Below are 25,575 nucleotides of genomic sequence, written 5' to 3'. Positions count from 1 at the left end.
CCGCCGGCTGAATGCCCTGCGGCGAAGCCGCCCCGAGCGGCGAGTGCGCACTAAAAGGGCTTCAGACGGCCGGTGCGGCGGTGGCGGGAATCAACTCCGCCACGCCATAAAGGCCTGCCAGCTGGCGCAGGCGGGCCGGCAGGCCGCTTACTGAGAACGCTTTGCCGGCGGCCAGCGCTTCGCGCCGGCATTCGAGCAAGACCGCCAGCGCCGAGGAGTCGAACCCCTCGAGCGCGCCGGCGTCGGCCACCACCTCAGCCGGCTGGGCCAGCACGGCCTGCTTGAGGCCATGGGCGAACCCGGCGGCCTCGGCGTGCGTCAGGACGGAAGGAAGCGTGAGCACCGGAGGTCGGCCGTTCAGGGCTTCTTGGCAGCGGCTGCGCCGGCGCCGGTATTGGACTGGTTGCGTTGCACCAGCGAGGCGATCAAGCCATCGACGCCCTTGGCGTTGATTTCCTGCGCGAACTGGGTGCGGTAGGTTTCCACCAGCCAGACGCCCAGCACGTTCAGGTCATAGATCTTCCAGCCCGTGGTGGTTTTTTCCATGCGGTAGTCAAGCTGGACAGGATCGCCCCGGCCCAGGACTTCGGTGCGCACCACGACTTCGGTGTCGGCCGGTGCCGCACGCAGCGGCTTGACATTGACGCTTTGGTCGCTGACTTGCGCCAGTGCGCCGGAATAGGTGCGGATCAGCAGGGTCTTGAACTCGTCCTGCAGCTTCTTTTGCTGCTCGGGCGTGGCCTGGCGCCAGTTGCGGCCCACGGCCGAAGCCGTCATGCGGGTGAAGTTCACGTTGGGCATGATCTTGCTGTCGACGAGCGCCAGCACCTTGGTCAGGTCACCGGCCTTGACGGCTTTGTCGGTCTTTATGTTGTCCAGCACTTCGGCCGACACACGTTTGATCAGGGCGTCAGGCGCCTCGTCGGCGGCGCGCACGAAAGGCGCGGCGCCCATCAGTGCCAGGCTGAGGGTGGCGGTCAACAAATGGCCAAGCGTTCTACGTTTCATGATGTTCCTTCAATGGTGAAACATGCGGTTACGGGATCACGGCACCACTGGGTGTGCCTGCCGCGCCTGAAAACCGATGTTTCTGGGGAGATTTTGCGGGATTGTGTCCGGACAGCGGATGAAGTTATTCGGCAGTCTTGTAAATATTGCTGGAACAGCGCTTAAACAAGGCCTTATTTGGCCATGTTCAGGTTTGTTTCATCTTCTTACCTGGCAGCCGGCGCGGCGGGGGCAGGCTGCGCACCTTCAGGCAAGTCAAAGCGCTCTTCCTTTTCCGCCGGTGCGTTGCCGATCAGGCTGGCACGGCGCTGCTGGTAGATCTCGCGGGTGAAGCTGTATTTGTCCAGTGCCGCCTGGTCCAGCACATCGCCGGCGCCCAGCAGGTTGGCGCGGACATTGACCACGCGCAGCGTCGTCAGTGAATTGCGCACACGCACATTGCTGGCCTGGGTGACCAGGTCCATTTGCGAGTCCACCACCAGGCCGGCGGTGTCGCGCACGGTGGACGGGCCGAGCAAAGGCAGGACCAGGTAGGGGCCGGAGCCCACGCCCCACACACCCAGGGTCTGGCCGAAGTCTTCGGAATGCTTGGCAATCTTCATGTCGCTGGCCACGTCAAAAATGCCGCCCAGGCCCCAGAAGGTGTTGGTCGTGACGCGGAACAGGCTGTCGGCTGCGGCCTCACCCTTGCCCTGGAGCAGATTGTTGACGACCGCCCAGACGTCGGAGATGTTGCCGAAAAAGTTGGTGACACCGGTGCGCACCGGCTGGGGCGTGACGTCGCGGTAAGCGGTGGCCACCGGCTTGAGCACCGTGCGGTCCACACCTTCGTTGAAGCTGAACATGGCCCGGTTGAAAGGCTCCAGCGGATCGGCCGGATTGGCCCCTGGGCCGGAGGCGCATCCCTGCAGCAGCGCTATGGCCAGAACAGCGCCGGCCCACCCTGTTGATTTTTTCATCGTGTTGTTGCTTGTCATTTTTTTTCTGTGGTCGCTGGTGGCGGTGCAGACCCTGATCCGGAACTGCTGTCCGCCGCTTTACTGTATAAAAACTGGCTGATCAGATTCTCAAGCACCACGGCCGACTGCGTGTTTTTGGTCACGTCGCCCGCGGCAAAATTCTTTTCGTCCCCACCGGCCTCCACGCCGATGTACTGCTCGCCCAGCAAACCGCTGGTCAGGATTTTCAGGGAGCTGTCCTTGGGAAACACGTAGCGGCTTTCCATGGCCAGGTTGACGCTGGCCTGGTAGGCCTTGTCGTCGAAGGTGATGCTTTCCACCCGGCCGACCACCACGCCTGCGCTTTTAACAGCCGCGCGCGGCTTCAGGCCGCCGATATTGTCAAATTTCGCAACGATCCTGTAGGAGGTGTCGAAGTTCAGGCTGAGCAAATTGGCGGATTTGAGCGCCAGGAACAGGACAGCAGCCCCCCCGATCAGGACAAACAGGCCAACCCAGAGATCATTTTTGGAGCGTTGCATGGTTCTTCTTTCAGTGGCCCGAGAGGGCTGCCCTGCACCATCCATTCAAGGCAAACACTGGAATGGTGGATTTTCTCATGGGCGGATTAAAAATGTTTTAGGGTGGTTAAAGGCGGATAAAAGACACAAATCAAAGGCTGAACATCGATGCGGTCAGCAGGAAATCGAGCCCCAGCACGGCCAGCGAAGCCACAACGACGGTCCGGGTTGTGGCGCGCGAGACGCCCTCGGGCGTCGGCTGGGCCTCAAAACCCTGGTGCAAGGCCACAAAAGTCACCGTGACGCCGAAGACAAAACTCTTGATGACGCCGTTGCCCACGTCGCGCCAGACGTCCACACCGCCCTGCATCTGGCTCCAGAAGGAACCCGCGTCGATGCCGATCATGACCACGCCCACCAGCCAGCCGCCCATGATGCCGACGGCGCTGAACACCGCTGCCAGCAGCGGCATGGCGATGATGCCGCCCCAGAAGCGAGGCGCGAGGATGCGCCGCACCGGGTCAATTGCGGTCATTTCCATGTAACTGAGCACTTCGTCGCGCTTCATGATGCCGATTTCGGCCGTCAGGGCGGTGCCGGCACGGCCGGCAAACAGCAGAGCCGTGACGACAGGCCCGAGTTCGCGCACCAGGCTGAGCGCCACCAGCAAGCCCAGCGCGCTTTCAGAGCCGTAGCGCTGCAGCGTGTAGTAGCCCTGCAGGCCCAGCACAAAACCGACGAAGAGGCCCGACACCGCAATGATGGCGAGCGAATAGTTGCCCAGGAACAGGATCTGGTCCCTCACCAGCCCGAAACGGGCCAGCGCCGGTCCCGTCAGGGCCACCAATTTGGACATCAGGCGGGCGGCATAGCCGATTTCCGCCATCTGCCGGCGCACGGCAAAGCCGAGGTCGGACAGCAGGCGAACAGGGCTGTAGCGGCTCATGATTGCCCCTTGCGGGATGCGGGCTGGCTGCCGAAATCCGACAGGACTTCCGGCCCGGGGTAATGGAATTTCACAGGCCCCTCGGCGAGGCCGTTGACGAACTGGTGCACCAGCGGATCGGTCGAATTACGGACTTCATCCGGCGTGCCCTGCGCAGCGATGCTGCCGTTGGCCAGGATCACCACCTTGTCGGCGATGCGAAATGTCTCTTCGAGGTCATGCGACACCACGATGCTGGTGATGCCCAGCGTGTCATTGAGCTCGCGAATCAATTGGGCCGCAGTGCCCAGCGAAATCGGGTCCAGCCCGGCAAAAGGCTCGTCGTACATGATGAGTGCCGGGTCCAGGGCGATGGCCCGGGCCAGCGCCACACGCCGCGCCATGCCGCCGGACACCTCGCTGGGCATCAGGTCGCGCGCGCCGCGCAGGCCGACGGCATTGAGCTTCATCAACACGATGTCGCGGATCATGCGCTCGTCCAGTGCGGTGTGCTCGCGCAGCGGAAAGGCGACGTTGTCGAACACGCTCAGGTCGGTGAAGAGCGCGCCGAACTGGAACAGCATGCCCATGCGGCGTCGGGCGGCGTAGAGCTCTTTTTGCGCCAGCTTGCCGATGTCCTGCCCGTCAAACGTGACGGTGCCGCTGTTGGCTTTTTGCTGGCCGCCGATAAGGCGCAGCACCGTGGTCTTGCCGCCGCCGGAAGCGCCCATGAGCGCCGTGACCTTGCCGCGGGGAACAGACAGCGTGACCTGGTCGAGGATGACGCGGTCACCCGTGGAACCCGGGTAGGAAAAGGTCACATCCTTGAATTCAACCAGTGATGAAGCGGGGGTGTCGGCCATTGGGAAAGTGAGGGCCGGCAAGCGCGCCGGCGGAGCTAGGGGAATGCCCTAATGATACGGGGTTTGGCCCGTCTGCTCCCGGGAAGTAATACCGGCCAGTAATACTGCGATGTCTATTGGGCAGGCAAGTCGCTAAAGCCCATCAGGAATTCGTCGACGGCGCGCGCGGCCTGGCGGCCTTCGCGCACCTCAAGCGCAAGCTTGAGGTTTATTTAACCGCCCCTTGGGGCGATTTGCGAAGGCCGGGGCACAGCGTTAGCGAGGCAGGTCGCTGTAGCCCATCAAAAACTCGTCCACCGCACGCGCGGCCTGGCGGCCTTCGCGAATCGCCCATACCACCAGGCTCTGGCCGCGGCGGATATCGCCGGCAGCGAACACCTTGGGCACGTTGGTGGCGTAGCCGCCGGTGAAGTCGGTGCCGGCCTTGGCGTTGCCGCGGTTGTCTTTTTCGATGCCGAAGGCGTCCAGCACAGAGGCGACCGGCGAGACAAAGCCCATGGCCAGCAGCACCAGGTCGGCTTTGAGGGTTTGCTCGGAGCCGGGCACTTCGACCATCTTTCCGTCTTTCCATTCGACGCGAACGGTCTTCAGGCCCGCGACCTTGCCTTTTTCACCGATCAGTTCTTTGGTCGAGATGGCGAACTCGCGCTCGCAGCCTTCTTCATGGCTGGAAGAGGTGCGCAGCTTGATCGGCCAGTAAGGCCAGGTCATGGGGCGGTTTTCTTCTTCGGGCGGCTGGGGCATCAGCTCAAACTGGGTGACGCTGGCCGCGCCGTGGCGGTTGCTGGTGCCCACGCAGTCGGAGCCGGTATCGCCGCCGCCGATCACGATGACGTGCTTGCCGTCGGCGCGCAGCTGGCCTTTGACCTTGTCGCCGGCGTTGACCTTGTTTTGCTGGGGCAAAAATTCCATCGCAAAGTGCACGCCGTCCAGGTCGCGGCCGGGCACGGGCAAATCGCGCGACTGCTCGGCGCCGCCGGTCAGAATCACGGCGTCGAAGTCTTTTTGCAGTTGCTCGGGCGTGATGCTTTCCTTGGCCCAATTGGTGACCTTGGAGTCTTTGGGCAGGCTGCCCACCATCACGCCGGTGCGAAAGTTCACGCCTTCGGCTTTCATCTGGTCCACGCGGCGGTCGATATGGACTTTTTCCATCTTGAAGTCGGGAATGCCGTAGCGCAGCAGGCCGCCGACGCGGTCGTTCTTCTCAAACAGCGTCACCTCATGGCCGGCGCGCGCCAGCTGCTGGGCGGCAGCCATGCCGGCGGGGCCGGAGCCGACCACGGCCACTTTCTTGCCGGTCTTGTGCTTGGGCATCACGGGCTTGACCCAGCCTTCGGACCAGGCGCGGTCGATGATGGCGTGCTCGATGGACTTGATGCCGACGGCGTCGTCATTCACGTTCAGCGTGCAGGCGGCTTCGCAGGGCGCGGGGCAGATGCGGCCGGTGAACTCGGGGAAGTTGTTGGTGCTGTGCAGCGTGTCGATGGCGTTTTTCCAGTCGGCGCGGAACACCATGTCGTTGAAGTCGGGAATGATGTTGTTGACCGGGCAGCCGCTGTTGCAAAACGGCGTGCCGCAGTCCATGCAGCGCGCGGCCTGCTTGTTGGCCTGCGCGTCGTCCAGCCCGATGACAAATTCCTTGTAGTTCTTCAGGCGCTCCGGCACGGGCTTGTAGCCCTCCTCGATGCGCTCGTATTCCATGAAGCCGGTGATTTTTCCCATGATGAAGTCCTGTGCAATTCTTTAAGCTTTTTATGCCTCTAGCCCAATACCTGTCTGGGCATGTAGCTATAAATTCGATAGCAACCTGTGTGATGAGCGAAGGAGTGACGGCCTACTTGGCCGCCACCGCTTCCTGGTTGGTGGCGACCTGGGCCCGGGTGGTTTCGGTCGCGGCTTCCAGGCGGCGTTCCTTGCGCTCGATCAGGGCCTTCTTGTATTCGTTCGGGAAGACCTTCACAAACTTCAGGCGTGACTCGCTCCAGTTGTCGAGCAGCTCGCGCGCGCGCTTGCTGCCGGTCCAGCGGTTGTGGTCCTGCAAGAGGCGCTTAAGCAGCTCTTCATCGCTTTCGCCCGCATGCCATTCAGCCTTGTCATGGGTGTGCTGCTCGGCCGTGGTGACGATGCGGTCCATCGACACCATGGAGGTGTTGCAGCGCGTGGCAAACAACCCGTCTTCGTCGTACACGTACGCCACGCCGCCGCTCATGCCGGCTGCGAAGTTGCGGCCGGTCTTGCCCAGCACCGCGACGGTGCCGCCCGTCATGTATTCGCAGCCGTGGTCGCCCGTGCCTTCAACGACCGCGGTGGCGCCCGACAGGCGCACGGCAAAACGTTCGCCGGCCACGCCGCTGAAGAAGGCCTCACCGGTGGTCGCGCCGTAGAGCACGGTGTTGCCGACGATGGTGTTCTTCACCGCGTCACCGCGGAAATCGATGCTGGGGCGCACGACGATGCGGCCGCCCGACAGGCCCTTGCCGGTGTAGTCGTTGGCGTCACCGATCAGGTACATGGTGATGCCCTTGGCCAGGAAGGCGCCGAAAGACTGCCCGCCCGTGCCTTCGAGCTGGATGCGCAGCGTGTCGTCGGGCAGGCCTTGCGGGTGGTGGCGTGTCAGCTCGCCCGACAGCATGGCGCCGACGGTGCGGTTGACGTTGCGCGCCACTTCGATGAACTGGACTTTTTCACCCTTTTCAATCGCGGCTTTGGATTTTTCGATGAGGCGCACGTCCAGTGCTTTTTCGAGCGCGTGGTCCTGCTCCATCACGTGCAGGCGAGGCACGTCTGCGGGCACGTTGGGTTGGTAGAACAGGCGGCCAAAGTCAAGGCCGCTGGCCTTCCAGTGTTCAATGCCTTTTTGCGTGTCGAGCAGGTCGGCGCGGCCGATCAGGTCGTCAAACTTGCGCACGCCGAGCTGCGCCATCAGCTGGCGGGCTTCTTCAGCGACGAAGAAGAAGTAGTTGACGACGTGCTCGGGCTTGCCGCTGAATTTCTGGCGCAGCACCGGGTCTTGCGTGGCCACACCGACCGGGCAGGTGTTGAGGTGGCACTTGCGCATCATGATGCAGCCTTCCACGACCAGCGGCGCGGTGGCAAAACCGAACTCGTCGGCGCCCAGCAGCGCGCCGATGATCACGTCGCGGCCGGTTTTCATCTGGCCGTCGGCCTGCACGCGGATGCGGCCGCGCAGGCGGTTGAGCACCAAAGTCTGCTGCGTTTCAGCCAGGCCGATTTCCCAGGGCGAACCGGCATGCTTGATGGACGACCAGGGCGAGGCGCCCGTGCCGCCGTCATGGCCGGCGATCACCACGTGGTCGGACTTGGCCTTGGCCACGCCCGCGGCGATGGTGCCGACGCCGACTTCGCTGACCAGCTTGACGCTGATGCTGGCGCGCGGGTTCACGTTCTTCAAATCGTGGATCAGCTGGGCCAGGTCTTCAATCGAATAGATGTCGTGGTGCGGCGGCGGCGAGATCAAACCCACGCCGGGCACCGAGTAGCGCAACTGGCCGATGTATTCGCTGACCTTGCCGCCGGGCAGCTGGCCGCCTTCGCCGGGCTTGGCGCCCTGCGCCATCTTGATCTGGATCTGGTCGGCAGACACCAGGTATTCGGCCGTGACGCCGAAGCGGCCCGACGCGACCTGCTTGATGCGCGAACGCAGCGAGTCGCCGTCTTGCAGCGGCAAATCAACTTCGACCTGTTTCGGGCCGATCACGCTCTTGAGCGTTTCGCCCTTCTTGATCGGGATGCCTTTGAGCTCTTGCCGGTAACGGTTCGGGTCTTCACCGCCTTCGCCCGTGTTGCTCTTGCCGCCGATGCGGTTCATGGCCACGGCCAGGGTGGCGTGGGCCTCGGTGCTGATGGAGCCCAGCGACATTGCGCCGGTGGCAAAACGCTTGACGATCTCTTTGGCCGGCTCGACTTCGTCGATCGGGATGGCCTTGGACGGGTCGATCTTGAATTCAAACAAACCGCGCAGCGTCATGTGACGGCGGTTCTGGTCGTTGATGAGCTGGGCGTATTCCTTGTAGGTATTCCAGTTGTTGGAGCGCGTGGAATGCTGCAGCTTGGCGATTGCGTCGGGCGTCCACATGTGGTCTTCGCCGCGCACGCGCCAGGCGTATTCGCCGCCGGCGTCCAGCATGTTGGCCAGCACCGGGTCGTCGCTGAAAGCCGCGCGGTGCATGCGCAGCGCTTCTTCGGCGATCTCGAACACGCCCATGCCTTCGACCTGGCTGGCCGTGCCGGTGAAAAACTTGGCCACGGTGTCACGGTTCAGGCCGATGGCCTCGAACAGCTGCGCGCCGCAGTAGCTCATGTAAGTGGACACGCCCATCTTGGACATGATCTTGGACAGGCCCTTGCCGATGGCCTTGGTGTAGTTGTAGACGGCCTTGTCGGTGCTGAGGTCGCCCGGCAGGCCCTTGGACAACTCAGCCAGGGTTTCCATGGCGAGGTAGGGGTGCACGGCTTCGGCGCCGTAGCCGGCCAGCACGGCGAAGTGGTGCACTTCGCGGGCCGAGCCGGTTTCAACGACGAGGCCGGCGGTGGTGCGCAGGCCTTCTTTCACCAGGTGCTGGTGAATGGCCGACAGGGCCAGCAGGGCCGGGATGGCGACCTGCGTGGCACTGATGCCGCGGTCACTGACGATCAGGATGTTCTTGCCGTCCTTGATCGCGTCGACCGCCTCGGCGCACAGCGAGGCCAGCTTGGCCTCGACACCTTCGTGGCCCCAGGCCAGCGGGTAGGTGATGTCCAGGGTGTAGCTCTTGAACTTGCCCTGGGTGTGCGCCTCGATGTCGCGCAGCTTTTGCATGTCGGCCACGTTGAGCACGGGCTGGCTGACTTCCAGCCGCATCGGCGGGTTGACCTGGTTGATGTCCAGCAGGTTGGGCTTGGGGCCGATGAAGGACACCAGCGACATCACGATGGCTTCGCGGATCGGGTCGATGGGCGGGTTGGTCACTTGCGCGAACAACTGCTTGAAGTAGTTGTAGAGCGGCTTGTTCTTGTTGGACAGCACGGCCAGCGGGCTGTCGTTACCCATGGAGCCGGTGGCTTCTTCGCCGTTGGCGGCCATGGGGGACATCAGGAACTTGATGTCTTCCTGGGTGTAGCCGAAAGCCTGTTGCCTGTCTAGCAAAGCGATGTTCGAAGCGGCGGGCGCGGTGGCCGGCGCTGCCTTGGCCGCCTTGCCGGCCACGTCGTCCAGCTTGATGCGCAGGTTTTCAATCCACTGCTTGTAGGGCTTGCTGTGGGCCAGCGTGGCCTTGATTTCCTCGTCGTCGACCATGCGGCCTTGCTCGAGGTCGATCAGGAACATCTTGCCCGGCTGCAGGCGCCATTTGCGCACGATCTTGTGCTCAGGGATCGGCAGCACGCCCGATTCGGAGGCCATGATGACCAGGTCGTCATCGGTCACGCAGTAGCGCGACGGGCGCAGGCCGTTGCGGTCCAGCGTGGCGCCGATCTGGCGGCCGTCGGTGAAGACGATGGAGGCCGGGCCGTCCCAGGGCTCGAGCATGGCGGCATGGTATTCATAGAAGGCCTTGCGGCGCTCGTCCATGGTGGTGTGCTGCTCCCACGGCTCGGGGATCATCATCATCACGGCCTGGCTGATGGGGTAGCCGGCCATGGTCAGCAACTCCAGGCAGTTGTCGAAGGTCGCGGTGTCAGACTGGCTGGCAAAGCTGATCGGGTAGAGCTTTTGCAGGTCGGCGCCCAGCACCGGCGACGACATCACGCCTTCGCGGGCCTTCATCCAGTTGTAGTTGCCCTTGACGGTGTTGATTTCGCCGTTGTGCGCAACGTAGCGGTAAGGGTGGGCCAGCGGCCATTCGGGAAAGGTGTTGGTCGAGAAACGCTGGTGCACCAGGCCCAGCGCCGAGACGCAGCGCGGGTCGGTCAAATCACGGTAGTAGGTGCCCACCTGATCGGCCAGCAGCAGGCCCTTGTAGACCACCGTGCGGCTAGACATGCTGGGCACGTAATACTCTTTGCTGTGCGTCAGGCGCAGGTTCTGGATGGCGGCGCTGGCGGTTTTGCGGATCACGTACAGCTTGCGCTCCAGCGCGTCCTGCACGATGACGTCGTTGCCGCGGCCGATGAAGATCTGGCGCAGGATGGGTTCTTTTTCGCGCACGGTGGGCGACATCGGCATGTCGCGGTTGACCGGCACATCGCGCCAGCCCAGCAGCACCTGACCTTCGGCCTTGACGGCGCGCTCCAGCGCCTGCTCGCAAGCCAGGCGGGAGGCATGTTCTTTCGGCAAAAACACCATGCCGACGCCGTATTCACCGGGCGGCGGCAGCTGCACGCCCTGGCCGGCCATTTCTTCGCGGTAGAGCGCGTCAGGCAACTGGATCAGGATACCGGCGCCGTCGCCCATCAGCTTGTCAGCGCCCACTGCGCCCCGGTGGTCGAGATTTTCGAGGATCTTCAGGCCCTGCTGGACGATGGCATGGCTTTTGTGCCCCTTGATGTGGGCCACAAAACCGACGCCGCAGGCATCGTGTTCGTTCGCACCGGAGTACAAACCGTTTTCTTCAAAATGCTTGATTTCAGCAGCCGTGGTCATGGCATTTCCTCGTCAGGTGGGGATGACGGCGGTGCCGCGCAGCGCTTAAAAGGGCCTGGCAACGCTTCCATCCGCAAGGTTCATAATTTTTCGCAGGGAATGGGAGCATATTGCATTGCAACAACAATGCCAAGCGCTTTAAATGGGGTCAGATTCTAATTAAATGCCGATTGATTTAATCAACTTTAAATTGGGGACACATCAAATTTGATAGCAAAAAGTCTATGTGGAATGTGGGCTATAGGCCTTTTTCATCCTCATCTTTGGTACGTACAGGCCGACCCGGCTGGTTTTTGGTCATGCGGCGCTCCGTGTGCTTTTGCAGCTCCGCCACAAAACCTTCGCCACCCAAGGCCCAGCCGCTCAGCGCCGAGCGGGTCAGCTGGTCCTGCTGCTCCAGCGTGATGCCGGCACGCACCAGTTCGGCGTAGGCGGCCTCCCGCGCGAAGGGCGTGTTGCCCAGCGCCCAGACCAGCGGGTGCGGCGTCAGCAGGCTGTCGACGCGCAGGCCGGCGTAATGGCCGTGGCTGGACCACGGGTAGTCTTTGGCCTCGGCCACCTGCCCGGCGCGGACCGGGTTGAGGTCCATATAGGCCATGCACGCCAGCAGGTAGCGTTCGGCCTCGATGACGGTGGCGCGGTAACGCCCCTCCCACAAAGTGCCGGTGCGGCCATGGCTGTCGTTGAAATAGCGCACATAACGCCGCCCGGCGGCCTGCATCATCTGCGGCAGGCCATCGGCCGTGGAAGGTGTTGCGAGCAGGTGGAAATGGTTGTCCATCAGCACATAAGCATGCAGGGCAACACCGAATTTGCGGGCGCTTTCGTCCAGCAGCGCCAAAAACATCTGGTGGTCGGCCACTGATGAAAAGACGCTCTGGCGGTTATTGCCGCGCTGGATGATGTGGTGGGGAAAGCCTGGAAGCGTCAGGCGGGGAAGACGGGCCATGGGATGCAATGCCGGGAGTTTGCACCATGATATTTGAATCTGACCCTAATTTCTGACCGCTCTAAAGGCGAATCGCCGCAGCCCTGCCGGACCGCCTCCCGGCAGCGAAGACGCTCAGCGAACGACTTTGCCGTCGGGCGTGATGGTGACCAGGTCGATCACACGCACCGATTCGTATTTTTTGGGCCGCAAGTTGACGCGAAAGCCGCCCACGTCGTAGTCGGTCATGGTCTCAAACGCCTTTTGCAGGCCTGCCCTGTCGGGCTTGCCGCTGCCAGCCGCGCTGCGGCGCACGCCTTCGGCAAAAGTCCTGGCGGCGATATAGCCTTCGACGCTTTCGTAGCTGGGCGTCTGGTCGGTCTGGTTCAGCACGTCCAGGTATTCCTTGATGATGGGCGTGCCGGTGCTGCGCGGCGACGGCACCACCTGTGAAATCACCACGCCGCCGATCTCTTTGCCCAGCGCGCTGAACAGCGGATCGATCCCCACGACGGAAAAATTGAGGAACTGCCCGCCAAAGCCGGCCTGGCGCATCTTGCGGATGAAAGCCGCCGAGGAATTGAACAGGCTTACCTGGATGACGGCCTGGGGCTGCGCCTTCATGATCTGCGCCACGGCCGCATCGACCTTGTCGCTGTTGACCGGCGACAGTGCGCTGCCGACGATGGCCGGGCGTTTCAGGTCAATCAGCGCCTGGTTGACGGCGGCCAGGCCGGCCTTGCCCATGGCGTCGTCTTCGGCGAATACGGCGATGCGATCCTGGTTGAGCGTGGCGCAATGGCGGGCGATCTTGTAGGCCTCGTCGGCCAGCGCGGGACGCACATGGAACACGTTGGTGAGCGCGGGATCGTGCAGCGCGTCGGACGCGGCAAAAGGCGCGAAGAACAGGGTGCCGGACGCTTTTGCCGCAGCGAAGGCCGCGTCGCAACTGGCCGTGCCGGTGAAGCCGAACAGGGCATCGACGCCTTCGTCGATCAGTTGCTTGGCGTTGGCGGCCGCTTTGGCGGGGACGTAACCGTCATCGAGGGCCTTGACCTCGATCTTGTAACCGCCGGCGCCGTTTTTGGCATTGAGGGCGTCAAAGTAGATTTTTGCGCCGTTGAGGTAGGCAAGGCCAATCTGGTCTGCGGCGCCCGTCAGCGGCACCGATTGCCCGAGGACGATTTTTTTGCCGCCCTTGGCCTGGGCCCAGAGCGCGGGGCTTGCGACACTGACGCCGGCTGATACACCGCTGAGGATTAACTGACGCCGATTGAAGCCCATGACAACACCTTTAGAGATAAGAGACAGCCAAAGCAGGTTTGATGCCTGCAATGCAGCATGCGCTTACTGCCCGAAAAAATTGTGACGAATTGTGCGCAGATGGGAAGCGTAAGCCCTGCAGCGGCGAAAAGACAGCAGGGGAAATGCCAACACGTCATAAGCCTATGTCATAGCCTGTAGCCTTTCGACTACGTATTGCGCATGCGCTTTCTCGCCAATCGTGCTTTACACGCTTCTTTTCTTCTTATTGCCGCCCCCACGCCCAACAAACACTACCGCTGCGCCGCCTGCCTGGGCAGCAAACGGTGCAATACGACCGCCAGCAGCAACCCAAGCCCGGAACTCGCCGCGGTGACCCACCCCGTCCATTGCCAGCCGCCCGCCGCCGCGGCAACCCACGCCACCAGCGGAGGGCCGGCGAACTGGCCGAGCGCCGACCATTGCTGGATCCAGCCCACGGTGGTGGACACCGTGTCGGCGCTGGGGGCCAGGCGGATCGCCAGGCTGAAAAGGGTCGCGGGTATCAAGCCCCCCACCATGGAGAATGCCAGCACCGCCGCATACTGAAGCTCGGGGGGAACGTGTGCGGTAAAGGCCAGCAGGGTGCCGCCCGCCATGGCCGCAAAACCCGTGCAGAGCAGCGAAAGCGGCCGCACACCGCGGCCCAGGAGCCGGCCGGCGGCCACGTTGCCGACGATGTTGACGGCGGCGGCCAGCGCCGTGAGCCAGGCGACCGAGCTGCCGCCCACGCCCGCCTGCGCGTAGATCGAGGGGAGGAAGCCCACCACGGCAAGCCACTGACCTGAATACATGGCAAACGCCATCGCCATGAGCCACGCTGCGGGTGAACGCAAGGTCACGCTGACGAGCTGGAAGCCGTTGCGGTTCCCGGCCGCTTCCTGCCCAGGCAGCGGGCCGGGTTTCTTTTCGTCGGCGGGCACGCGCCACAGCAGCAGCAGCGCCAGCCCAGCGGCGAGCACGGCAAGCAGCCACCACAGGATTCGCCAGCCCCACTCCGGCGCAGCCCAGCTGATGACCTGCGGGCCCGCCAGCAAGGCCAGCGCAGCACCCAGCGGCATGTAAGCGCCCCAAACGCCCATCATGCGGCTGAGATTTTGCGGCGGTACCAATTGACGCACCAGGGCCGGCGCCGGCAAAACGACCCACAAGAATCCCAGCCCCTCGAGCACACGGGAGGCCAGCAAGCCGTGGACACCGGGGGCGCCGCCGCCCAGCGCGCTGGCGAGCGCCAGCACCAGCAGGCCGCCGACCATGCTGCGCCGCAGGCCCGTGCGCTGCACAGCCAGGCCGGTGACAAGCCCCAGCGTCATGCCCGCCAACTGCACCAGCGACAACAGGAAGCCGGCCTGCAACAGCGAAACGCCCAGCACCTGGCCGAGCACGGGCAAGGCGGGCGGCAGCTTGCCGACATGCAGTGCGGCCACCACGCCGGCGGCCATGACGCACCAGGCGGCGCGCGAGTCGGTGGCGGCAGTGGAGGCGCGCGTCACACCGGCGATCACACGGAAAAGGCGGCGCGCCCTTTCAGGCGCTCATGCTCTTTCGTGGCAAAGCGGTCCGTCATGCCGGCGATGTAGTCGGCCACCACCCGTTCGGGTTTGGCGCCCGCCGCGTGGGGTGCATCGATGCCGTCAAACCGGTCGATATGCGCCTGCGGCATCTGGGAGGGATCCGCCATATAGGCTTCGAACAGGTCGCGCACCACCTGCTTGGCCGCCTGCGTGGTTTCCGTCACTTTCGGGTGGCGGTACAGGTTTTGCAGCAAAAACCGCTTGAGTGCAGCCGACTGCAGCGCCATTTCTTCGGTGAAGCAAACCAGCGGGGCGTGAGAGCGAACATCGTCGACATTGGCCGGCGCAGCCGCGTGAATGGCGGCCGATGTCGCATCCATGACGTTGTAGACCTGCGCGCTGAGCATGCGCCGTATGGTCTCGAACAACAGCCGCCGCCCTTGCAGCCCGCGGTGGGCCAAGCGGGTTTCGCGGCAGTGCTGGGCGAACAGCTCCACGTCCTCCAGTTGCTCCAGGCTGAGCAGGCCCGAGCGCACGCCGTCGTCGATGTCGTGGGCGTTGTAGGCGATTTCGTCGGCGAGGTTGGCCAGTTGCGCTTCCAGCCCTGGCTGCTTCCACTGCGGGCCGTCAGGCGGTTGCTCGACAAACCGCCGGGCGACGCCGCCCGGCTCACGCGCCTCGATGTGACGCGCATTGCGCCGCGAGCAATGCTTGAGGATGCCTTCGCGCGTCTCGAAGGTGAGGTTCAGGCCGTTGTAGGCCGGGTAGCGCTCTTCCAGTGCATCCACCACACGAAGGCTTTGCAGGTTGTGCTCGAAACCCGCGCTCTCGGGATTGCAGGCCTTCAGGCAGGCATTGAGGGCGTCCTGCCCGGCATGGCCGAAAGGCGTGTGGCCCAGGTCATGCGCCAGGGCAATCGCCTCGACCAGGTCTTCGTTCAAGCCCAAGGTGCGTGCGATGGAGCGCCCGAGCTGCGCGACCTCCAGCGAATGGGTCAGGCGCGTGCGGAACAGGTCGCCTTCATGGTTGAGGAAGACCTGGGTTTTGTAGACCAGGCGGCGAAACGCCGTGGAATGCACGATACGGTCGCGATCGCGCTGGAACTCGGAGCGCGTCGGCGCCGCGATTTCGGCGTAACGCCGGCCGCGTGATTGCGCCGGGTCACAGGCATAAGGCTGCAGGGTCATGGTTTAAGCATAAAAAAGGCCTGTAGCCATTGCGCCATCTAGGGATACAGCTATTAAATTAATAGCAACCAATGGCCGGTGCCGCAAACCCGACGGGCACTCATGCGCAGCACAGGTCGATCACTTCGCGCACCAGGGCATCGGGCGCGGCGCGCACGGCGGCCTGGCCCGGGCCGTTTATCACGACAAAACGAATTTCGCCCGCCTCGGATTTTTTGTCGATGCGCATCAACTCCAGGTAGCGGCCGGCGTTGTCGCTGGCGGACAGCACCGGCGCCCTGATGGGCAGGCCGGCGCGCAGCACAAGCCGGGTCAGGCGTTCGACAAAAAACCGGTCGACCAGGCCAAGGCGTTCCGACAAATGCGCGGCCATGACCATGCCGCAACCCACGCCTTCGCCATGCAGCCATTCCCCGTAGCCCAGGCCGGACTCAATGGCATGGCCGAAGGTGTGGCCGAAGTTCAGGATGGCCCGCAGCCCCGATTCGCGCTCGTCCTGGCTCACGACACAGGCCTTGATCTCGCAGCTGCGGCGGATGGCATGGGCCATGGCCGCGGGCTCCCTGGCCAGCAGGTCTTCAAGATTGCCCTCGATCCACTCAAGAAATGCCATGTCGGCAATCGGGCCGTATTTGATGATCTCGGCCAGCCCGGCGCTCAATTCGCGGGTCGGCAATGTCGCCAGGGCGTCGAGGTCACACACCACCAGCAAGGGCTGGTAGAACGCACCGATCATGTTTTTGCCCAGAGGATGGTTGATCGCCGTCTTGCCGCCGACCGACGAATCCACCTGGGCCAGCAAGGTCGTGGGCACCTGCACAAACGGCACGCCGCGCATATAGCTGGCGGCGGCAAAACCCGCCATGTCACCCACCACACCGCCGCCCAGCGCAAAGAGCACCGTCTTACGGTCGCAGCCGTTGCCCAGCAGGGCATCAAAGATCAGCTGCAGCGTCGGCCAGTCCTTGTGCACTTCGCCGTCAGGCAATGTGACCAGCACCACCTTGTCATACCGCTGGCGCAGCGCTTCTGTCAGCTGCGCCGCATAAAGGGGCGCCACCGTCGTGTTCGACACCACCAGCGCGGTGGCGGCTTTGGGGATGTCCTTGTACGTCAGGCTGTTGCCAAGAAGCCCGCTGCCGATCGTGATGGGATAGCTGCGCTCGCCGAGGTCAATCTGGATTTGCGCCGCCGCAGGAGAAGAATTTGCTTGCATGGGGGAAGTGTAGAGGCTACTGCCGGCCCCGTGCAGCGGGGAGGATTCGCTGCGCTCAGGGCGAAGGCGCCACGCCCGCCAGCTCAAGCTGCATGAGGATCATGTTGACCAGGGTGGACACCGAAGGCCGGCCGGTTTCAATGACGAAGTGGGCGGTTTCCCGGTACAGGGGGTCGCGCGCGGCATAAAGATCCCTGAGCCGGGCCAGCGGATCGGCCACCTGAAGCAGGGGCCGGTTCTGGTCATGCCGTAAACGGCGGAACACCTCTTCGGGGATGGAGTGCAGGTAAACCACCTGCGCCCTTTCCCGAAGGTTTTGCCGGTTGGCGGGACGCAGCACCGTTCCGCCGCCGCTGGAAAGCACGCAGGAGGGGCCAGCAGTCAACTCATCAATGACAAGCTGCTCGATATCGCGGAATGCGTTTTCGCCTTCACGCTCAAAGAATTCACGAATGGAGCAGCCGATGCGTTGCTCGATCACCTGGTCCGAATCGACGAATCGCAGCCCCATCTTTCGGGCGAGATGCCTGCCGACGGTCGACTTGCCCGAACCGGGAAGACCCACACAGGCGATTCTCAAAGGGAGTGCATTCAATGGAGTCGGGAGACAGTCTGCCTCGGATAGCGTGAATAAAAGCGGACGAAAAACAGGCCAGCGTCAAAAACGGAACAGGCCCCAAAGGGCCCGCCACTACCTGCATTTTCTCACCAGGACGGCCGCCTCGCGGCGACACCGGCCTTGTTGCAAGACTTAACGCAACGCCGATCCGTTGGTCAGCATTTTTGGCGTGATGAACACCAGCAGCTCGGACTTGGTCGCGGAGCGTGTGGTCTGCTTGAAGAGATTGCCGACACCCGGCAGGTCGCCCAGGAACGGAACCTTGGTCACGTTGTCGCGGTCGTTCTGTTCAAAAATGCCGCCGATCACCACCGTTCCGCCGTTTTCCACGAGAACCTGCGTCTGGATGTGTTTGGTATCAATGGCAAAACCATTGGATGTTTCGCGACCCACGCTATCCTTGTTGACATCCACCTGGAGAATGATGTTGCCCTCAGGGGTGATTTGCGGGGTGACTTCAAGCTTCAGGTTGGCCTTGCGGAACGCGATGGAAGTCGCGCCGCTGGAGGTGGCCTGCTGATATGGAAGCTCGGTACCCTGCTCAATCAGCGCCTTCACCTGGTCCGCCGTAACTACCCGCGGGCTGGAGACAATCTTTGTCTTGCCGTCCGCCTCTGATGCGGAAATTTCAAGGTTCAGGAAGCGGGTTTTGGCAGCGTTGTACAAGGACACTGCGAACGTTGCCGCTGCAAAACCGTTCTGGCCCACAGCCGGCAGGCTCAAAAACTGTCCCGCAGTGGTGCCAGCCGTTGTGGCGCTGTATGTGCCGCCAAAAGACGAGTTGGTGTTCTGGTTAAAGGGTTGGCCGCCCAGACGCGCACCCAGCGACCGCCCGAATGAATCCGAAGCTTCGACAATCCGCGCTTCGATCAGCACCTGACGAACTGCCACGTCAAGCTTGGTGATCAGGTCTTGAACCTGCTCCAGCTTCGACGGGATATCGGTCACAAACAACTGGTTGGTACGCGACTCGGCAATGACGCTGCCGCGGTTGGACAGGATACGGGCGCTGGTGGGCCCGCTGCCGCCGGCGGTGATCTGCGTCGCAATATCGGCCGCCTTGGCGTAGTTGATCTGGAAGGATTGCGTACGAACAGCCTCTAGGCTCTGTATCGCGTTCCTGGACTCGAGATCAAGCTTGTCTTTCGCCGCCAGTTCATCCTTGGGTGCGATCACCAGCACATTGCCGTTTTTGCGCATACCCAGGCCCTTGGATTGCAAAATGATGTCCAGCGCCTGATCCCATGGGACGTCCTTCAACCTCAAAGTGACGCTGCCCGTCACGGAATCGGAAGTGACGATGTTGAAGTTGGTGAAATCGGCGATGACTTGCAGCAAAGAGCGAATCTCGATGTTCTGGAAATTCAGGGAGAGCTTTTCGCCGTTGTAGCCGGGCCCCTGGGTCAGCTTGGTCGGGTCCACTTTTTGCTGACGTACTTCCAGCACAAACTGGTTGTCGCTCTGGTAAGCGCTGTGCTCCCAGGAACCTTTGGGCTCCACCACCATGCGAACCTTGTCGCCGGTCTGGAATGTCGTCACAGTCTGCACGGGGGTGCCGAAATCAGCGACGTCAAGGCGGCGGCGCAAACCTTCCGGCAAAGCGGTTTTCAGGAATTCAACCACCAGGGTCTGGCCCTGCTGGCGGATATCAACACCCACTTCGTTGTTGGACAATCCGACGACAATGCGTCCGCTGCTGTCGTTGCCGCGGCGGAAATCGATGTCCTTGAGTGGCAGAACGTCGCGATTGCGGCTCTCCGCGAATACCTGCACCGGGGCTGTAGGCGAAGCGACAGATGCTGAAGCGTCCAGCGTGATCAACAAGGTCTTGCCTTGAATCTCGGCCTTGTAGGTTGAAGGCGCCTTCAGGTTAAGCACTACACGGGTACGCTCACCGGCCTGAACCACATTTGCCGAGCGCAGGTTCCCCACATTGAGTTCCACCGAAGACCGCCCCATGGCATTGCTCACGCCCGGGAAATCCAGGGCAATCCGTGCGGGCGCCTGAATACTGAAGCCGGTAGGAACGGTTGCCAGCGGCTCCGCCAGGTCAATCCGGATGATCTCGGTGCCCCCCTGAACCGAACCTGAGACGGACTGAATCGAGTTTTCAGCATTTGCGGCCATCGGCAGTGACGCCACCAGCACGGCTACGCCCAATGAAGCGCCGCGCAATACACGTTCAAGCAAACGCTTAAGGCCGCCTCCCGTACCTTCTGCCTCGAATGCCCATGTTTGCTTGTTCATTTTGATCCCTCTAAAAGCTGTAAAGTCGCCGTCCGCTCAATCCACTCTCCGGCGGCGTCTTGCACGATTTCACGCAGGGCAATGCTCGTTTCACCCACCTTCGTGATGCGGCCGTAGTTCTGCCCCAGATAGTTTCCCATTCGAACCTGGTAGACCAGGTTGTCGACCTTGACCAGTGCCACCGGCTGGCCGGCCTTGATCAGACTTCCCACCATGACAGTTGCATCCAGCGGATAGGCCTCCAGGGGCTCTTTGCGCCGGCTAAGCTCCGGCGCAATCAAGGCCGCATTGGATGTCGCCTGATTCGAGTCACGCTTGAGCGCCTGGGTCAGCTTCTGGTTGCTGAACGGCTCTATGGCGCCTTCCTGGGTATACGATTGCGGCGAGAATTTCGTGGGCTCAGGCAAAGGCTGAACCCGTGGCTTTGTCGCGTTGCGCTGCTCCGTCATCCACTGCTGCAACTCTTCCTGCTCGGATGAACCGCAGCCCACCAGCCCGGATGCAATCAGCATCACACCGATCCACCGCATCTTATTGTCGGACGTCATTTAGCGGCTCCTTTTGCTGGAGCGACTTTGCGCTGCGAAGCCACTTCTGCAGTGTCCAGATAACGGAAAGTCTTTGCGGTGGTATCCATCGTCAAATTGCCATCCCTGCCCGGGGTGATGGTCATATTGTTCAGCGTCACGATACGGGAGAGGTTTGCAATATCGGCCGCAAAAGCTCCGATGTCGTGGTAGCGGCCAGTCACGCGGACAGCAATAGGCAACTCTGCGTAATATTCCTTCACACTCACTTGGCCTGGGCGGAACAACTCAAACTGCAGACTGCGGCCCAGGCCAGCTTGATTGATATCGGAAAGAAGCGCATCCATTTCAGCTTTGCCTGGCAGCTGCTTTTCCAGCTGCGTAACATATTGCTGAACCTGTTCTCTCTGCTTCTTCAGCGCGTCAAGATTGACTGCTTGGACCAGCTTTTTCTTGTAATCCTCTTTCAGCTGAACTTCCTTGGCCTTCTCGTTCGTCAATTCTTCGTCCGAGGAGCTCAACCATAAGAACCAAAGCGCCACAACGACAAAAATGGTTACGACAACGCACAAAAGGTACCGGGGCAACGCCGGCCATGACGGTGGATCATTGGGATTAAGCCCCGAGAACTGGGTCTTCAAACTGCTTTGAAGCGCCGCAAAATCGATAGATGGTTTTGGAATTTTTGCCATGATCAGTATCGTTCAGCCCGTTTCAGATCTTCTTGGCAGGAGCCGAGGCGATTGCAGCGGGCACAGCCGCCTGCAAGGCGGGCACCGCCGATTGCACGACAGGCGCTGATGCCGAACCGACAGCTGCAGAGCTCACAACTTTCGGATCAGTCGCACGCTTCACACCTATGCGCATGGAGAAATTAGACACCCGCCGCTGATCACGTGGGCTGAGCGCCACCGTTCCCGCGGTGATCTCTATCAATTGAGGCTGTGTGAGCCAAACACTGTTGTTGGATAGATTTCGCAGCAACTCGGAAACCCGTTCATTGGATTGCGCTACACCTGTGATCAAGACAGTCTGGTTGTCCTGCCTCATGGAACTGATATAAACGCCATCGGGAAGCTGCTTGACCAGCTCGCTCAACAGATATACCGGCATGTTGCGGTTGCCCTGCAGATCTTCCACCGCGTTCTGGCGCGCCCTCAGCGCAGCGATTTCCGCCTGCAGGGTGGCAATGTCCTTGATCTGGCCTTCCAGACGGGTAATTTCTGTCTTGAGGAAATTGTTTTTGCCTCGCTGGGTTTCAATCTGGGCGAGGTACCACGAGTACACCGCGCCGCAAATCAGGCCGCCTATCAATGCGGCGATGCCCAGGGCTGCAAAAAATACCTCACGCCGGCGCTTGCGCGCAGCTTCGCGGTGCGGGAGCAGATTGACCAGAATCACTGCAGGAACCTCCGCAAAGCCAGACCACAGGAGGTCAGGTAAGACGATGCCTCACGGCGCATTTTCTTTTCCCGCACGCTGTCCCCTAGCTCCATTCCTTCAAAAGGATTGGCCAGAAGGCAGGCAAATGAGGTCTGCTGCGTAACGGAGTCGGTCAGGCCGGGCAATGCGGACGAGCCGCCGGCCAGCATCACGTAGTCCACCTTGTTATGCGGTGTACTGGTGAAAAAGAACTGGAGCGCACGACCGATTTCCTGCGCCATGCTTTCGACAAACGGCTTCAGGACGCCCGACGCATAGTCTTCCGGCAACTCGCCGCTGCGCTTTTTGCTTTCCGCCTCTTCGGGGGAAAAACCGTACTGGCGAACAATCAGCTGCGTCAGTTGCGCGCCGCCGAAGGCCTGGTCGCGCTCGTAGAGCACATCGTCATTCTTGATGACCTGCATGCTGGTGGTCAAAGCGCCCACCTCAAACAGGGCGACCATGGTGTCCACGCCCTTGTTGGGCAGGTTTTCGATCAGGCGGGCTGTGGCAAGGCGCGAGGCATACGACTCGACATCGACCACGATGGGCTTGAGCCCGGCGGCTTCTGCCAGGCCCTCCCGATCCTGCACTTTTTCCTTGCGCGAAGCGGCAATCAGCACTTCCACGTCACCGCTGGAGGTCGGGCTCGGCCCCACCACGCAGAAGTCAAGGCTGACTTCGTCCAGGGAGAAGGGAATGTACTGGTTGGCTTCCGACTCCACCTGGAGTTCGAGTTCGGCATCCGTCATGCCGCCCGGCAGGATGATTTTTTTGGTGATGACCGCCGATGCGGGCAGCGCCATGGCCACGTTTTTGGTGCGGGTTCCGCTTTTTTTGACCAAACGTCGCACGGCTTCGGCGACTTCGTCGAATTTCTCGACATTGCCGTCGGTGATCCAGCCGCGCTCCAGGGGTTCGATCGCGCAGCGATCGAGCACCAGGTTCCCGGCCTTGTCACGGCTCAACTCCACCAGCTTGACGCTGGACGAACTGATATCCAAACCCAGCAAAGCGGGTTGTTGGCGGTTGAATAACGATCCCAGAGAGATCAAGGCAGTCCCCAAATGACGGCTAATATGTAGCCCTGCATACTTAAGAAATCACTTGAATAGTAGCAGTAAGCTCTTTGTGCAGTAAGGATTTTTCCTGTTTTGGATGCCCGGAACGTTGTCAAAAGCAGACGGTCTTGCCAGGCCGCCAGAGGCAGGGGTTCCCCAAAACGATGTCTGTAAACGTAAAAGTATGGTGCTGGCGCTGACACGCCGCCTTCCTGGCTTTTCGGGATTTTTATAATAGTGACGCGACTTTACGATTGCCTACATGCCCTCCAAGCCCACATCTCCTGATTCAAACCCCGACCCGGTCAAGCAAGGTCCTGCCAGGTCCTTCCTGCCGGGCTGGCTGGTCAAGCTCTTTTTGTGGAGCGGGGGCCTGCTGCTGGCGGGCGCCGTCGCCATCCTGCTGTTTGTGGCCGTCGCCCTGTCGGTCGCCTACCCCAACCTCCCGGACATCTCCGACTTGTCGGACTACCGGCCCAAGCTTCCGCTGCGCGTTTATTCCGCCGACGGCGTGGTGATCGGCGAATTCGGGGAAGAGCGCCGCAGCCTGACCCCCATAAACGACATCCCCCAGGTCATGAAGGATGCCGTGCTCGCCATCGAGGACGCCCGCTTCTTCCAGCATGGCGGGGTGGACTACCTGGGTGTGATCCGGGCAGGACTTGCGAACGTTGGCCGCGCCAAAGCGCAGGGCGCGTCCACCATCACCATGCAGGTGGCCCGCAACGTCTACCTGTCGGCGGAAAAAAGCTATACCCGCAAGATCTATGAGATTTTGCTGACCTTCAAGCTGGAGCACCTGCTGACCAAGGACCAGATCCTTGAGATCTATATGAACCAGATTTTCCTGGGCAACCGGGCTTACGGGTTTGCGGCCGCTTCGGAGGCCTATTTCGGCAAGCCTCTCAAGAACATCTCCATCGCTGAAGCCGCCATGCTGGCCGGCTTGCCCAAGGCCCCTTCGGCCTACAACCCCATCATCAACCCCAAGCGCGCCCGCGCCCGCCAGCTCTACATCATTGAGCGCATGGAAGAAAACGGCTTCATCACGGCCGAACAGGCCAAATCGGCCAAGGAAGAGCCCCTGAAGGTCAGGACAGGCCCGGATGCGGGCCGGGTTCATGCTGAATATGTGGCCGAAACCGTGCGCCAGCTGGTCTACAACCAGTATGGGGATGAGACCTACACCCGTGGCCTGAACGTTTACACCACCCTGCGCGCCACCGACCAGACCGTCGCCTACAAGGCCTTGCGCAAGGGCATCATGGATTACGAGCGCCGCCAGATTTACCGCGGCCCCGAGAAATTCATCGACCTGCCCGTCAACCCGCAGGAAACCGAAGACGCGATCGACGACGCCCTGACCGACAACCCGGACAACGGCGACGTCATGTCGGCCGTGGTGCTGGAGGCCAATCCCAAACGAATCCTGGCGATGCGCCAGAACAGCGAAACGGTGGAAATCACCGGCGACGGCCTGAAGCCCGCCCAATCGGGCCTGGCCGACAAGGCCGGCCCCAATATCAAGATCCGCCGCGGCGCCCTGATCCGTGTCGCGAAGACACCGAAGAACACCTGGGAAATCACCCAGTTACCTGAAGTGGAAGGCGCTTTTGTGGCGCTGGACCCGCGTGACGGCTCCATCCGCGCCTTGGTGGGCGGCTTTGACTTCGAAAAGAACAAGTTCAACCACGTAACCCAGGCCTGGCGCCAGCCGGGCTCCAGCTTCAAGCCCTTTATCTACTCGGCAGCGCTTGAAAAGGGTTTCACCCCGGCCACCGTGGTCAACGACGCGCCCCTGTTCTTTGATGCCGGCGTGACCGGCGGCCAGCCCTGGGAGCCGAAAAACTACGACGGCACTTTCGACGGCCCGATGAGCCTGCGGACCGGCCTGAAGAAGTCCAAGAACATGATCTCCATCCGTATCCTGCAAGCGATAGGCGCGCCTTACGCCCAGGATTGGGTCACGCATTTCGGCTTTGAAGCGGAAAAGCACCCCGCCTACCTGACGATGGCGCTGGGCGCCGGCTCGGTCACACCGATGCAGATGGCCACCGCCTATTCGGTGTTTGCCAACGGCGGCTACCGCGTCAATCCCTACCTGATCACCAAAATCACCGACCAGCGCGGCAAAGTGTTGCTGGAAACCAAGCCGCCCGTGCTGGACGAGTCCATCCGGGGCATTGACGCACGCAATGCCTTCATCATGGACAGCCTGCTGCAGGAAGTGGCGCGCTCCGGCACGGCTGCGAGGGCGCAGGCCACGCTCAAGCGCCCTGACCTTTTCGGCAAGACCGGCACGACCAACGACTCCATCGACACCTGGTTTGTGGGCTTCCAGCCCACGCTGACCGCAGCGGTCTGGATGGGTTACGACACGCCGAAAAAACTGGGCGACCGCGAAACCGGCGGCGGCCTGAGCCTGCCGATCTGGATCAACTATATGGAATATGCCCTCAAAGGCGTGCCGGTGACCGAATACCCGGCGCCCGAAGGCGTGGTGAATGTGGGCGGCGAGTGGTACTACAGCGAATACGCCCGGGGCTCCGGCGTCAGCACGGTCGGCATCCAGCAGGACCCGGCCGCAGCCAATGCCGGCCAGCCCGCCAACCCGGCCGCGCCGCCGGGCGGGGCTATCCAGGTGCTGCCGCCTTCGGACGAGAAAAAACGCATCCTGGATTTGTTCAAGAACTGACGCACTGACGCGAATCCGCATC

Annotated in this window: 20 protein-coding genes; 1 reads left to right on the top strand and 19 read right to left on the bottom strand. The window is 62.0% G+C overall.

The features are described from left to right. Positions 1 to 61 precede the first annotated feature (61 nt). The 19 genes from DT070_RS10310 to DT070_RS10220 form a co-directional block, all read right to left on the bottom strand. Complete coding sequence (locus tag DT070_RS10310; RefSeq protein WP_122955315.1) at positions 62 to 343, bottom strand: lipid asymmetry maintenance protein MlaB; 282 nt, start codon at positions 341 to 343, stop codon at positions 62 to 64. A gap of 14 nt (positions 344 to 357) precedes the next feature. After that, complete coding sequence (locus tag DT070_RS10305) at positions 358 to 1,008, bottom strand: phospholipid-binding protein MlaC (RefSeq protein WP_122955314.1); 651 nt, start codon at positions 1,006 to 1,008, stop codon at positions 358 to 360. 206 nt (positions 1,009 to 1,214) lie between these two features. After that, entirely contained in the window at positions 1,215 to 1,985 is a 771-nt protein-coding gene (locus DT070_RS10300) for a VacJ family lipoprotein (protein WP_122955313.1), read from the bottom strand. Then, on the bottom strand, positions 1,982 to 2,488 hold the full coding sequence (mlaD, locus tag DT070_RS10295) for an outer membrane lipid asymmetry maintenance protein MlaD (protein ID WP_122955312.1): 507 nt from the start codon (positions 2,486 to 2,488) through the stop codon (positions 1,982 to 1,984). Before mlaD ends, DT070_RS10300 begins: the two co-directional genes overlap by 4 nt. Positions 2,489 to 2,618: 130 nt before the next feature. Then, positions 2,619 to 3,413 (bottom strand): lipid asymmetry maintenance ABC transporter permease subunit MlaE, encoded by a 795-nt coding sequence (gene mlaE, locus DT070_RS10290; RefSeq protein ID WP_122955311.1) that lies wholly within the window; start codon positions 3,411 to 3,413, stop codon positions 2,619 to 2,621. Next, a complete protein-coding gene (locus DT070_RS10285) occupies positions 3,410 to 4,255 on the bottom strand; it encodes an ABC transporter ATP-binding protein (RefSeq protein ID WP_122955310.1) in 846 nt (281 codons plus the stop codon). The genes mlaE and DT070_RS10285 overlap by 4 nt, the downstream gene beginning before the upstream one ends. A gap of 255 nt (positions 4,256 to 4,510) precedes the next feature. Continuing rightward, a complete protein-coding gene (locus DT070_RS10280) occupies positions 4,511 to 5,977 on the bottom strand; it encodes a glutamate synthase subunit beta (RefSeq protein WP_122955309.1) in 1,467 nt (488 codons plus the stop codon). Between the two features lie 112 nt (positions 5,978 to 6,089). Beyond that, positions 6,090 to 10,835, bottom strand: coding sequence for a glutamate synthase-related protein (locus tag DT070_RS10275; protein ID WP_122955308.1), 4,746 nt, complete (start codon positions 10,833 to 10,835; stop codon positions 6,090 to 6,092). Positions 10,836 to 11,073: 238 nt separating this feature from the next. Next, entirely contained in the window at positions 11,074 to 11,784 is a 711-nt protein-coding gene (locus DT070_RS10270) for a transposase (RefSeq protein WP_122955307.1), read from the bottom strand. Between the two features lie 114 nt (positions 11,785 to 11,898). Continuing rightward, positions 11,899 to 13,047, bottom strand: coding sequence for an ABC transporter substrate-binding protein (locus tag DT070_RS10265; RefSeq protein ID WP_122955306.1), 1,149 nt, complete (start codon positions 13,045 to 13,047; stop codon positions 11,899 to 11,901). Between the two features lie 272 nt (positions 13,048 to 13,319). Beyond that, complete coding sequence (locus DT070_RS10260; protein ID WP_122957351.1) at positions 13,320 to 14,507, bottom strand: CynX/NimT family MFS transporter; 1,188 nt, start codon at positions 14,505 to 14,507, stop codon at positions 13,320 to 13,322. A 59-nt stretch (positions 14,508 to 14,566) separates the two neighbouring features. Continuing rightward, positions 14,567 to 15,766 (bottom strand): deoxyguanosinetriphosphate triphosphohydrolase, encoded by a 1,200-nt coding sequence (locus DT070_RS10255; protein ID WP_122955305.1) that lies wholly within the window; start codon positions 15,764 to 15,766, stop codon positions 14,567 to 14,569. A 100-nt stretch (positions 15,767 to 15,866) separates the two neighbouring features. Further along, entirely contained in the window at positions 15,867 to 16,982 is a 1,116-nt protein-coding gene (aroB, locus tag DT070_RS10250; protein WP_122955304.1) for a 3-dehydroquinate synthase, read from the bottom strand. A gap of 55 nt (positions 16,983 to 17,037) precedes the next feature. Next, positions 17,038 to 17,562 (bottom strand): shikimate kinase, encoded by a 525-nt coding sequence (locus DT070_RS10245; protein ID WP_122955303.1) that lies wholly within the window; start codon positions 17,560 to 17,562, stop codon positions 17,038 to 17,040. Between the two features lie 171 nt (positions 17,563 to 17,733). Then, positions 17,734 to 19,848 (bottom strand): type IV pilus secretin PilQ, encoded by a 2,115-nt coding sequence (gene pilQ / locus DT070_RS10240; protein ID WP_122955302.1) that lies wholly within the window; start codon positions 19,846 to 19,848, stop codon positions 17,734 to 17,736. Then, entirely contained in the window at positions 19,845 to 20,396 is a 552-nt protein-coding gene (locus tag DT070_RS10235) for a pilus assembly protein PilP (protein ID WP_228778525.1), read from the bottom strand. Before DT070_RS10235 ends, pilQ begins: the two co-directional genes overlap by 4 nt. Then, entirely contained in the window at positions 20,393 to 21,067 is a 675-nt protein-coding gene (locus DT070_RS10230) for a type 4a pilus biogenesis protein PilO (protein WP_122955301.1), read from the bottom strand. Before DT070_RS10230 ends, DT070_RS10235 begins: the two co-directional genes overlap by 4 nt. 22 nt (positions 21,068 to 21,089) lie before the next feature. Beyond that, a complete protein-coding gene (locus tag DT070_RS10225; protein ID WP_122955300.1) occupies positions 21,090 to 21,776 on the bottom strand; it encodes a PilN domain-containing protein in 687 nt (228 codons plus the stop codon). Beyond that, complete coding sequence (locus DT070_RS10220) at positions 21,773 to 22,852, bottom strand: pilus assembly protein PilM (RefSeq protein WP_122955299.1); 1,080 nt, start codon at positions 22,850 to 22,852, stop codon at positions 21,773 to 21,775. The genes DT070_RS10225 and DT070_RS10220 overlap by 4 nt, the downstream gene beginning before the upstream one ends. Before the next feature lie 268 nt (positions 22,853 to 23,120). Between DT070_RS10220 and DT070_RS10215 the strand changes: the two genes are divergently transcribed. Beyond that, complete coding sequence (locus DT070_RS10215) at positions 23,121 to 25,553, top strand: penicillin-binding protein 1A (protein ID WP_122955298.1); 2,433 nt, start codon at positions 23,121 to 23,123, stop codon at positions 25,551 to 25,553. Positions 25,554 to 25,575 lie beyond the last annotated feature (22 nt).

The sequence above is a fragment of the Polaromonas sp. SP1 genome (assembly GCF_003711205.1).
GTDB lineage: Bacteria > Pseudomonadota > Gammaproteobacteria > Burkholderiales > Burkholderiaceae_C > Polaromonas.
This window is presented reverse-complemented; position numbering and strand designations above follow the sequence as displayed.

Coding starts and splice junctions, on each gene's coding strand:
- DT070_RS10305 (WP_122955314.1), bottom strand. CDS start 1,008: ATGAAACGTAGAACGCTTGGCCATTTGTTGACCGCCACCCTCAGCCTG.
- DT070_RS10300 (WP_122955313.1), bottom strand. CDS start 1,985: ATGACAAGCAACAACACGATGAAAAAATCAACAGGGTGGGCCGGCGCT.
- mlaD (WP_122955312.1), bottom strand. CDS start 2,488: ATGCAACGCTCCAAAAATGATCTCTGGGTTGGCCTGTTTGTCCTGATC.
- mlaE (WP_122955311.1), bottom strand. CDS start 3,413: ATGAGCCGCTACAGCCCTGTTCGCCTGCTGTCCGACCTCGGCTTTGCC.
- DT070_RS10285 (WP_122955310.1), bottom strand. CDS start 4,255: ATGGCCGACACCCCCGCTTCATCACTGGTTGAATTCAAGGATGTGACC.
- DT070_RS10280 (WP_122955309.1), bottom strand. CDS start 5,977: ATGGGAAAAATCACCGGCTTCATGGAATACGAGCGCATCGAGGAGGGC.
- DT070_RS10275 (WP_122955308.1), bottom strand. CDS start 10,835: ATGACCACGGCTGCTGAAATCAAGCATTTTGAAGAAAACGGTTTGTAC.
- DT070_RS10270 (WP_122955307.1), bottom strand. CDS start 11,784: ATGGCCCGTCTTCCCCGCCTGACGCTTCCAGGCTTTCCCCACCACATC.
- DT070_RS10265 (WP_122955306.1), bottom strand. CDS start 13,047: ATGGGCTTCAATCGGCGTCAGTTAATCCTCAGCGGTGTATCAGCCGGC.
- DT070_RS10260 (WP_122957351.1), bottom strand. CDS start 14,507: ATGGCCGCCGGCGTGGTGGCCGCACTGCATGTCGGCAAGCTGCCGCCC.
- DT070_RS10255 (WP_122955305.1), bottom strand. CDS start 15,766: ATGACCCTGCAGCCTTATGCCTGTGACCCGGCGCAATCACGCGGCCGG.
- aroB (WP_122955304.1), bottom strand. CDS start 16,982: ATGCAAGCAAATTCTTCTCCTGCGGCGGCGCAAATCCAGATTGACCTC.
- pilQ (WP_122955302.1), bottom strand. CDS start 19,848: ATGAACAAGCAAACATGGGCATTCGAGGCAGAAGGTACGGGAGGCGGC.
- DT070_RS10235 (WP_228778525.1), bottom strand. CDS start 20,396: ATGACGTCCGACAATAAGATGCGGTGGATCGGTGTGATGCTGATTGCA.
- DT070_RS10230 (WP_122955301.1), bottom strand. CDS start 21,067: ATGGCAAAAATTCCAAAACCATCTATCGATTTTGCGGCGCTTCAAAGC.
- DT070_RS10215 (WP_122955298.1), top strand. CDS start 23,121: ATGCCCTCCAAGCCCACATCTCCTGATTCAAACCCCGACCCGGTCAAG.